This is a genomic window from Haloferax massiliensis (assembly GCF_001368915.1).
GTDB classification, from domain to species: Archaea; Halobacteriota; Halobacteria; order Halobacteriales; family Haloferacaceae; genus Haloferax; species Haloferax massiliensis.
The window spans coordinates 193,821-204,240 of sequence record NZ_CSTE01000005.1 but is presented as its reverse complement, the minus strand read 5'-3'; the positions used below and the strand labels follow the sequence as shown (position 1 = coordinate 204,240).

Here is a 10,420-nt window from a genome sequence, read left to right as displayed (position 1 = left end):
GTCGTGTTCCGCGGCCCCTCGGCGGAGGTCGGCGACGACGCCGTCGTCAGCGTCCTCCTGTTGGGCGTCGCCTGTACCGGCCTGCTGCAGCTCGCGGCGCGTGGCGGCCTCTCCTACCCCACCAACTCCGCGGGCGTCCTCATCGGTCTGTGGCTCGTCGGCGTGTCGTTCGACCTCGGCGCGGGTCATATCCTGATGTGGGTCGGCGTCGCCGCGGGCGGCTGCGTCGTCGCGACGCACGCCGCGCTCGCGCGTGCCACCCCCTGACCCGCTTCGCGGCCGCTCGCCAGTCGGTGTTCGAAACGAAACTGACAAACACCCTATCGCGCAAGATTGACTCGGATGCCCCAAGACGTGAGCGACGAGTCTACCCTGCGCGCGCGGATTCGCAGGGCGATACGGACGGCGGAGGTCGAACCGCGGTACGAAGACATCGCGATGAACGTGCTAGCGGTCGCTATCGGCGTCGTCGCCGGGCTCGGAGCCGTCGTCTTCCGGGTCGGCATCTGGGTCGTTCAGGAACTGCTCTACGGCACCTCGCTCAACCCGGGGAACGTCTCGTTCGCGCTCGTGCCCGTGACCAACGCCTTCGACCTCCTGTCCCCGCTCGGGCCGCTCCGCTACGCGGCCATCCCCGCGCTGGGCGGCCTCCTCGTCGGCGTCGTCGTCCTGCTCACGACCGACGCGGTCAAGGGTCACGGCGTGCCGAGCGTCCTCGACGCGATGCTGAACCGCGGCGGTCGCATCAGCCCGAAAATCGCCCTCTACAAGACGCTCGCGTCGAGCGTCGCCATCGGGAGCGGGGCGTCGCTCGGCCGCGAGGGACCAATCATCCAGATCGGGAGCGCCGCCGGGTCGTTCTTCGGCCGGTTCGTCCGGTCGCGGCACACGCGGACGCTCGTCGCCGCGGGGGCGGCCGCCGGCATCGCGGGCACGTTCAACACGCCCATCGGGGGCATCATGTTCGCGCTCGAAATCCTCCTCGCGGAGTACTACCTCGGCCACGTCATCACGGTCGTCCTCGCCGCGCTGACGGCGACGGCGGTCGCCCGCCCGATTCTGGAGTTCTCGCCGACGCCCGGCATCCGCGAGTTCCTCGTGCCCGCGTCCTACCAGCTGGTGACGCCGGCGGTCGAACTCCCCATCTACCTGCTTTTGGGGGTCGTCGTCGGCCTCGTCGGCGCGGGCCTCGTGAAACTGCTCTACGGCGTCGAGCACTTCTTCGAGCGCCTCGACGCGCCGGGCTATCTCAAGCCCGCGCTCGGCGGACTGCTGCTCGGCGTGAGCGTCCTCGTCGGGACCGTCGTCCTCGGCGTCGCGCCGGGGGAGGCCGCCGGACTCCTCCTCGGGGTCGGCTACGGCGTCGTCCACCGGAGCATCGACGGCGGCTTCCTCTTCGGCGCGCTCGTCGCGCTGGCGGTGCTCAAGGCGGTCGGCTTCTCGCTGTCGGTCGGCAGCGGGAGTTCGGGCGGCGTGTTCTCGCCGTCGCTGTTCGTGGGTGCCACCGTCGGCGGCGCGTTCGGCCTCGCGGTCCACGCGCTCGTCCCCGGGACGGCCCCCTCGGGCGCGTACGCGCTGGTCGGGATGGGCGGCATCTTCGCCGCCACCGCGGGCGCGCCGCTCACCGCCATCATCATCATCTTCGAACTCACCGGCCAGTACACCATCATCCTCCCGCTTTTGATGGTCAGCGTCGTCGGGAGCGAAATCGCGAGCTACCTCCTCAACGGCAGTACCATCTACACCCAGAAGCTCCGAGACCTCGGCTACACGGTCCAAGAGCGCCGCATCGGGAGCATCGAGGACGTGCACGTCGCCGACGTGATGACGACCGCCGTCGACACCGTCCAAGTCGGAACGCCGCTTTCGGAGGCCGTCAACCGGCTCCGCGACACCGACCACGGCGGGCTTCCCATCGTCGAGGCGGACGAGTCGCTCGCGGGTATCGTCGTCCAGAGCGACGCACAGGAGTACCTGACCGAGAACATCGAGGCCCTCGACGGCGACGACGACCCAGCGGCGGACCCGCCGGTCGAGGACGTCGGCACGCGGACCGTCGTCACGACGACGCCGAACAGCAACCTCCTCCACGTCGTGGACGCGATGGAGGCCGCCGACGTGGGCCGCGTCCCGGTCGTCGACGGCGCGACGGTCGTCGGCATCGTCACCCGGAGCGACGTGCTCGACGCCTACGACGACATCCCCATCGAGTCGGCGGTCGAACCGATGCGCTGTCGCCGAGGCGACGAGGGGACGCAGTCGGAGTCGCGGGCGGCTCCCCCCACCGCGGCGGGCGACCGCTGAGCCGACCGCCGAGCCGGCGGAAAATCAGTTCGCGCCGACCTCGGGACCGATGAGGACCCAGTGGAGTCGGTCCTCTCCACCGGGGTGGCGCTCCCACCGGACGTGGTAGACGGCGGGTCCGTGCGGGCACGACGCGCAGCCCTCGGCGCACGGCGTCCGCTTGTGGATTTCGAGGTAGCCCGCGTGCGGCACGACTCGCGTGAGCACCTCGTCCGGACCGCGGAAGCGCTCTACCGCCGCTTTGCGACCGTCACGGTCGTCGCGCCCGCCCCGCCCGTTTCGGTCCTCGCCGCCGTGTTCCACTCGCTGTCCGCGTGCCCGACCGCTTTCGACGTACTCGACGAGCGCTTCGATCTCGCTTTCGTCGAGTTCGGGCGTCGTCGCGGGCGAGTCGCTGGGCTCTCGCCGCTCGGGTTCGTCGCGGTCCATGCCGAACTCTCGTCGCGGCGTCGGTTTATACGAACCGGTTTGAAAATCACTGAGGGGTTGTCACAGCCCCCGCGACGCGAGCTTCGAGGGGCAGTTCGCGTCGCTCAAGAAGAGGTCGTGGACTCCGAGTCCGACCGAGAGGTCCCGGAGGGGTCGATTCCGAGGAACTTCTGACAGAGCTGTCTGGCGGCGAACGAACAGAGGAAGTACCAGACGATCCACGCCGGCATGGGGCCGAAGACGGCGTCCTGCCAGCCCACCCGGCCGACGAGGGGGAGAATCACGTGCGCGGAACCGGCGGCGACGTGGCCGCCGCGGACCTTCCAGCGCATCCAGAGGAACGCCGGGATGGTGACGAGCATTATCCAGACCATCGGCTTGAACTGGGCTTTCATGACGCTCCACTGGTCGCCCATCGCCTCCATCTGCTCCGCCTCGATGCGTTCGAGCGCGTCGTCGTCGCCGCGCTCTTTCGCCGCCTCCCGGCGCGACTTCAGGTCGTCCATCCGGGCTTGGTGGCGTTCGAGGAGTTCCGTGTCCTTCAGCCGGTCCTGCATCACGGTCGAGTAGAGGCCGGTCGCCGCGGCGAGGACGATGACCACGGCGTAGAACGGTATCGAGTGCGCCAGCGCCCCGAGCACGACGTTGTCGATGCCGGCGACCGCGTTTCGGACGCCGGCGTTCCAGTAGCCGGCGAACAGGACGACGACGCCGAGCGCGCCGAACTTGTCCCACCGAGACCACGACGAGTCGGCGTCGTCGCTCCCGTCCTCGGCGCCGGGGTCGCGCGACTGCAGTTTCGAGGCGATTCGGTCCGGGTCGGACAGGACGAAGCCGCCGGCCGCGGCGTCGCTCAGGACGCCCTGTTCGATGAGACGACCCCACTGACCGCTCGACAGCGCGTCGTTCACGTCGCGCCAGCGGAGTTCTTCGGTTCCCTCCTTCGACCGTTCGACGACGACCGAGAGCGCCTCCCGCATCGCCGGATTGTCCAGTAACGTCTCTAGGGAGTCTGCGGGCATTCACTCGTCCCTATTCGAGCGGTCGTTATCAACGCTTCCCTCCGCCGGAACCCGCCGCGGTGACAGTCGCCGACTCGGCGTCGATTTAGCGGGCCGTGGTCGCGTCAATCAGTCTGTTCTCGGATTTGATACGCGATTTCGCCCCGAAACCGCCGGGCAACCGGGGACTTCTGTCGACCGCGCGGCCTCCCATGGTCGGTTGGATATATACGGAACGGGGTGGTAAGCGTCTCGTATGTCGAACGTTACCGCACCGACTTCCGAACTCACGGGTCCGACCAGACTCACGCTCAAACTCCGGCATCCAGACTGCTGGACGCTGGAGGTGACAGAGAGCGTCGACGCCGGTCTCACCGCTCACACCGTGTACAACACGCCCGAAGACACCGTGAAGGGGCATTTCACGGTCTACGCGGACCGGGTCGAAGATATCGACGACTTCGTCCGCGCGACCGAGCAGTCGCGGCTCACCGACTCCGTCTCCGAGTTGAGCCCCCGACACGAGTTCGACAACGACGCGTCGAACGTCGGCAACGCGACGCGGGAGATGATGGTCGAGTACGACCCCGAAAACAGCATGACCGACTCGCTTCTGTCACACGGCTTCGTCCACGACGCCCCCGTCCGCGTCGACGACGGGTGGGAGTACTGGCCGGTCATCGACACCGACGACAGGGCTGACCTCCGCGAACGCCTCGACTCGCTAGAGGAGACGAAGGAGGCCGAAATCATCGTCACCAAGGTCACGTCCGTCGCCGGCGCGAAAAACCACGTCTCGCACCAATTGGACAAGCTCTCGAACCGCCAGCGCGAGGTGTTCGAACTGGCCTGCCGGCGCGACTACTACACGTGGCCGCGGAGGACGACCACGCGGGAACTGGCCGACGAACTCGATATCTCGAAGACGACGCTCCTCGAACACCTTCGGAAGGCGGAGGCGAAACTCCTCAACCAGTACGCGGACTCCAATTCACAACTGTAGTCATCGCCGCTCGTTATTCGGTTCGATAATCGACGCCCCGATTTACTCCGGACATGGTGGTGTTCGTTCACCGGGCGGCGGCCGTGGCCGCGGCCGTTCGCCTCGCGCGCTAGTCGGCCCCCTGTGGAGCGCGCCAGTCGCAGTCCGAACAGCGTTCGATTCCGTGTCTCATCTGCGTCGCTGAATCGCACTTCGGACACTGTCGGGCCGATAGTCGTCCCGCGGTCGTGTTCGCCATGACGTGGTTCTCGACAGCGGGTGAGTTAGACTAGTATCTGCCCATGGGAGGGGAGGGGGGTCCTCGTCAGTGGGCGGTCCCCCACGCGAATCGTCGTTGGCGGTGCTCAGTCCGGTCGTTCCCGTCTCGTGCGTATATTCACATCATCGACGATGACGCGGTCTCACCGGCGATTCGGCCCGGAACTATCTCTCCTGCTGATAGTCTCCCCGACCGTTCGGCGGTCGACGAGACCGCTTGAAACGGGCCGTTTTTCAGTATCCGTCAGCAAATCTGGGCCATCGAACCAGTATCCATACGCATCTGCCGTTGACGACACCCGACCATAGTAGCACATCCGTATAACTACCTTCTATTCAAGGAACTGAGTAAGATTATCATGACAGACTCTGAGGCGAGAACGGCGAGAGAAGAGTGGGGAAGCCGGTTCGGCTTTCTCATGGCGATGCTCGGCGCGATGGTGGGCGCGGGCAACATCTGGCGGATGCCGTTTACGACGGGCGAAAACGGCGGCGGTGCCTTCCTCGTGGCGTACATCTTTCTGTTGTATCTCATCGCGGTCCCCGGTCTGATGGCGGAGACGATGATCGGACGCTACACGAACAACGGGGTCATCGGGGCGTTCAAGCAGGTCCTCGGGAGCAAGCGGGCGCAGGGTCTCGGCCTCGTGGTTCTCATCGTCAACGTGGCGCTGATGTCGTACTACGCGCCCATCATCGGCTGGGCGCTCTACTACGCCGGCCACTCGGTGCTCATGACGTTCACCCAGCCGGGGTTCCAGCCGCAGGCGTTCTGGGAGGGCTTCATCAACAACCCGGCGCTCGTCGTCGGGATGCACACGGTGACAATGGCCGGCTTGGCCGGCGTCCTCGTGTTCGGTATCCGCCGCGGCATCGAGCGCGTCGTGAAGTGGATGATTCCGCTGCTCGTCGTCGCGCTCGTGGCGGTCTCGATTCGCGGCATCACGCTCCCCGGCGGCATGGAGGGCGTCGCGTTCGTCTTCACGCCCGATTGGGGGTACCTCACCCGCGGCAGTACGTGGGTCGCGGCGCTCAGTCAGGCGCTGTTCTCGACGGGCCTCGGGTGGGGCATCGCGCTGACCTACGGGAGCTACCTCAGCCGGTACGACGACGTGCCGCTCGGCGGCGGCCTGTTCACCGCCATCGGGAACACGAGCATCGGCCTGCTCGCGGTGTTCGCCACGTTCCCCGTCGTCTTCGCGTTCGGACTCGAACCGAGCGCCGGGTCGAACCTGCTTTTCATCTCGATGGCGCAGGTGTTCCCCGAACTCCCCGGCGGGAGTCTGTGGGCCATCGTGTTCTTCGTCTCGTTCTTCTTCGCGACGTTCACCTCCGGACTCGGCATCACTGAGGTCGCCGTCACCACCGTCTCGGAGGAGACGCGGCTCTCTCGGACGGGTGCCGTGCTCGCGTCCTGCGGTGCCATTTGGCTGTTCGGTCTCCCGAGCGCCTACTCGTCGGCGTTCCTCGGGCGGATGGACTTCATGTTCGGGAGCTTCGGCCTCCCGCTCGCGACGCTTTCCATCATCGCGCTCGTCGCGTGGAAGTTCGGTCCCGAGCGCGCCCGCGTCCTCGACCTCAACCGTAACGCCGGCATCTACGTCGGCGCGTGGTGGAATCCGGTCGTGAAGTACGTCATCCCCGTCGTGATGGTGTTCATCCTCGGGTACGGCGTCTACTCCAGCATCGGTACGTCGAACCAGCGGTTGATGTTGCTCGGCGTCGCGTTCATGGCCGGACTCGTCGTCGTGAGCACGCTCGTGATGAGCGTCATCGGCGACGAGCCGCCGTCCGGTTCCGCGGCCGTTCCGGGAGGTGACGACTGAGATGGCCCTCTCGACGCTCACGTGGGTCTCGATGCTCGTCTCGCTCCTCCTGTTGCCCGGCGTCGCGGCCGCGGTCCTCGTCAGGTCGCTCCGAACCGAGGAGCGCAAACTCGCGCTCTTACGGGAACAGGACGACGTCGACAGCTACTCGCCGCGGGCGCTTTCCGACCTGCGTGAGTGGATTCGCGCGAACCCCGACGACCCCTACGCGCCGATTGCCCGCCGCCGCTACAACGAGTGCGTGCGGTCGCTCCGAGCGATTGACGAGCCGCACTACGACTGGTCCGACGAGCAAATCGAACGGCTCGAACTGGTGGACGAATGAACCGGGACGCCGCCGACGTCGACGCCGCCGAACTCGCTGACCAGAGTGGGTTCGAGTTCGAGGAACTGACCACGGACGCGTCGTTCACGACCATCGACACGCACACCGAGGGCGAGCCGACCCGCATCGTCGTCGACGGCATCGACCGCACCGCGCTCGCGGGCGACTCGGTCCGGGAGCGCCGCGACTCGTTCGCCGAGACCCACGACTGGGTGCGCGACCTGCTGATGCGGGAGCCCCGCGGCCACGACGACATGTTCGGGGCCGTCGTCGTCGAGTCTACCCGTCCCGACGCGGACGTGGGCGTTTTCTTCATGGACAGTCGGGGCTATCTCGACATGTGCGGCCACGGGACCATCGGCGTCGTCTCCGCGCTCCTCGAACTGGGTCGACTCGACCGGCGCGAGACCGTCCGCGTCGAGACGCCGGCCGGGCTCGTCGAGGCGACGCCCGAGTACGCGTCCGACGGCGGCGTCGAGCGCGTCACGATAGAGAACGTCCGGTCGTTCGTCTACGACGAGACGACCATCTCGGTCTCGTTTCTCGACTCGCCGCTCCGCGTCGACGTCGTCTACGCGGGCAACTTCTTCGCGCTGGTCGACAGCGACCAACTCGACCTGCCCGTCGAACCGCGGCACGCATCGACCTTCGTCGATTGGGGCCTCGAAGTCCGCGACGCCGTCAACGAGCGCCTCGACATCGTCCACCCGCTCACCGGCGAGGAGGGAGCGGTCTCGATTACCGAGATATACGGGACGCCCGACGACGTCGACCGGAGCATCGTCGTCTTCGGCGAGGGACAGGTCGACCGCTCGCCGTGCGGGACCGGGACGTGCGCGAAGATGGCGCTCCTCCACGACGCCGGCGCGCTCGACATCGGCGAGTCGTACCTCCACGAGAGCATCGTCGGTACGCGCTTCGAAGGCAGACTCGTCGCGGCCGACGAACGCGACGGCGTGACGTTGACGACGCCGCTCATCACCGGGTCGGCCCGCATCACGGGGAAACACACGTTCGTCAAGGACGCGAAGGACTCGCTTTCGGGGTTCAGTATCTCGGCGGAGTAGCGGGTTCGGACCGCTCTTTTTCCGGGTCAGTCCATCCCGCTCGATAGCTCCACGTCGTCGTTCTCCAACTCGCCGCCGGCCGGCGTCCCGCGGACGTCGCCCTCGCGCCAGGTTCCCCGGCGGAACCAGAGCCACGCGATGGCCGCGCCCACGATGTTCGAGACGAAAAAGGCGATCCAGATGCCCCGAACGTCGGTGCTCCCGAGGAACCAGAAGTCGGTCGGGAGGAGCCCCTGCGACGCGACGAAGGCGACCGGAAGCCGGATGCCGGCGAGCGTGACGACCGATATCACCGCGGCGATGAGGGTCTTACCAGCGCCCCGGAAGCCGCCGGTGAACGCCCGCATGATACCGATGAAGCCGAACGACAGCGAGACGTACCGCAGGAACTCCGCGCCCACTTCGAGCACCTCGGCGTCGGTGGTGAACACCGAGACGATTGGCTCCGGAACGAGGAAGATGGCGAGTCCGAGCAGGCCGAGGACGAAGAACAGCCCCTTGGCGGCGACGTAGTTCGCCTGCTCCGCGCGGTCGTACTTCCCCGCGCCGATGTTCTGTCCGGACATCGTCTCGACGCCGCGGGCGACGGCGATGGCCGGGAGGAAGATGACCGAGAACACGCGGGTCCCGATGCCGAACGCCGCGACGACGGAGGTCGAAAACAGCCCGACGACGATGAGAAGCGCGTTGATGGAGAGCGCGCGGCCCGTCCCCTCGATGCTGGCGGGAATGCCGATGCGGAGAATCTTCCGCAGGTACTCGAAGTCCGGGCGCATGTCCGTGAGATGAATCTGGATGCCCCTGCTCCCCGACACCATGATGGCGATGCCGACGACCATCGCGAGGACCCGCGAGATGACGGTTGCGATGGCCGCGCCCTGAATCCCGAGCTGGGGGAACTGAATCGGCCCGAGCGCCCACCCGTTGATGAAAAACGGGTCGAGGACGACGTTGAGGACGACGGTCCCGAACATCACGAGCATCGGCGTGATGGTGTCGCCCGCCCCGCGCATCAGCGAGATGAACACGAAGAAGCCGAACATGAACGGGAGGCCGAGCGCGATGACCTGCATGTAGGCCGTCGCGCCCGGCAACACGTCCGGCGAGGCCCCGAGGAAGTCGAGGAACGGCCGGACGGCGGGGTAGCCGAGCCCGCCGAGTATCGCCGACCCGAGGAACGCGAACGTGACGGTCTGCGAGGCCGCGTACTCGGCTTTGTCCGTCTCCTCGGCCCCGGTGTGCTGGGCGACGAGGACGCTCCCGGCGACGGACAGTCCCATCCCGAGCGAGATGAGCAGGAACACCATCGGGAAGGCGAACGAGATGGCCGCGAGCGCCTCCGTCGAATACTGGCCGAGCCAGAACGTGTCCGCGAGGTTGTACGCCGTCTGGAGGAGGTTCGTGACGACGATGGGAAGCGACAGGTAGAGAAGCGGCCTGACGATGCCGCCCTCGGTGAGGTTGAGTTCCTCTTGTCCCTTGAACAGGCTCATCCGTCCACCTCCTCACCCGGCGTCCAGCCGAGGTGGAGTTCCAGCGCGTCCTCGACGACTCGCCGGGTCTCCGCGGGGTGTTCGTCGAGTGCGACGGCGCGGGCGTGCGCGCCGTTGCTCATGGTCGTGATTAGCCGCGCAATCTCTTCGGGGTCGGCCTCGTCGAAGTGCCCGGCCGCCACGCCGTCGCGGACGATGTCGGCGACGACGCCGCGCATCACGCCGTCGAAGTCGAGGAAGCGCTCGCGGAACAGTTCGTGGTAGGGCGCTTGCGCCTTCAGCTCCATGATAGCCACGGGAAAGCCGTCCGAGTCGGGGTCCTTCGGACTGAAAACCGCGTCGAGAACCCCGTCGAGACGCGTTCGCGGGTCGGCCGCGCCGCACGGTAGCTTCGACTCGAACCGCTCGATGAGGTCGTCGAGAAACGCGTTCAGGAGCTCCTCTTTCGTGTCGAAGTGGTAGTGAATCGCGGCGCTCGTCATCGACGACTCGTCCGCGATTCGCTGTACCGTCAGGCCGGCGTACCCGTGTTCGCAGAGCGCGCGATTGGTCGCTTCGAGTATCTCGGCTCTGGTCTCTTCGTCCATCTTCTGCCCCGACTTACTGACTGGTCAGTTAAGAGACTTTGGACCGCGAACGGCTCTGTGGGGGCGTCCCACGCCGCCCGACCGCCGGAGTTTCTAAGTACCCGAATCGGGTACCCGAGTACACGTG

At 66.9% G+C, this 10,420-nt stretch carries 10 protein-coding genes; 6 read left to right on the top strand and 4 right to left on the bottom strand.

The window, feature by feature from the left end:
- Positions 1-267: hypothetical protein (locus BN996_RS17115; RefSeq protein WP_089781079.1), on the top strand; the 267-nt coding region annotated here is incomplete at its 5' end.
- A gap of 87 nt (positions 268-354) precedes the next feature.
- A complete protein-coding gene (locus tag BN996_RS17110) occupies positions 355-2,304 on the top strand; it encodes a chloride channel protein (protein ID WP_226908792.1) in 1,950 nt (649 codons plus the stop codon).
- Positions 2,305-2,328: 24 nt separating this feature from the next.
- On the opposite strand, the gene BN996_RS17105 is transcribed toward BN996_RS17110, so the two are convergent.
- Together BN996_RS17105 and BN996_RS17100 are read right to left on the bottom strand one after the other, a co-directional pair.
- Positions 2,329-2,733 (bottom strand): hypothetical protein, encoded by a 405-nt coding sequence (locus BN996_RS17105; protein WP_089781075.1) that lies wholly within the window; start codon positions 2,731-2,733, stop codon positions 2,329-2,331.
- A gap of 104 nt (positions 2,734-2,837) precedes the next feature.
- Positions 2,838-3,755, bottom strand: coding sequence for a DUF106 domain-containing protein (locus tag BN996_RS17100; protein ID WP_167344168.1), 918 nt, complete (start codon positions 3,753-3,755; stop codon positions 2,838-2,840).
- Positions 3,756-3,990: 235 nt separating this feature from the next.
- Between BN996_RS17100 and BN996_RS17095 the strand changes: the two genes are divergently transcribed.
- The 4 genes from BN996_RS17095 (at position 3,991) to BN996_RS17080 (ending at position 8,213) form a co-directional block, all read left to right on the top strand.
- Complete coding sequence (locus tag BN996_RS17095; RefSeq protein ID WP_089781071.1) at positions 3,991-4,737, top strand: helix-turn-helix domain-containing protein; 747 nt, start codon at positions 3,991-3,993, stop codon at positions 4,735-4,737.
- A 617-nt stretch (positions 4,738-5,354) separates the two neighbouring features.
- Entirely contained in the window at positions 5,355-6,821 is a 1,467-nt protein-coding gene (locus BN996_RS17090) for a sodium-dependent transporter (protein ID WP_089781069.1), read from the top strand.
- A 1-nt stretch (position 6,822) separates the two neighbouring features.
- Entirely contained in the window at positions 6,823-7,146 is a 324-nt protein-coding gene (locus BN996_RS17085) for a DUF8026 family protein (protein WP_089781067.1), read from the top strand.
- Positions 7,143-8,213 (top strand): proline racemase family protein, encoded by a 1,071-nt coding sequence (locus tag BN996_RS17080; protein ID WP_089781065.1) that lies wholly within the window; start codon positions 7,143-7,145, stop codon positions 8,211-8,213. The genes BN996_RS17085 and BN996_RS17080 overlap by 4 nt, the downstream gene beginning before the upstream one ends.
- 26 nt (positions 8,214-8,239) lie before the next feature.
- On the opposite strand, the gene BN996_RS17075 is transcribed toward BN996_RS17080, so the two are convergent.
- A complete protein-coding gene (locus tag BN996_RS17075; protein ID WP_089781062.1) occupies positions 8,240-9,706 on the bottom strand; it encodes an MATE family efflux transporter in 1,467 nt (488 codons plus the stop codon).
- Entirely contained in the window at positions 9,703-10,293 is a 591-nt protein-coding gene (locus BN996_RS17070) for a TetR/AcrR family transcriptional regulator (RefSeq protein WP_089781061.1), read from the bottom strand. Before BN996_RS17070 ends, BN996_RS17075 begins: the two co-directional genes overlap by 4 nt.
- Positions 10,294-10,420: the final 127 nt, after the last annotated feature.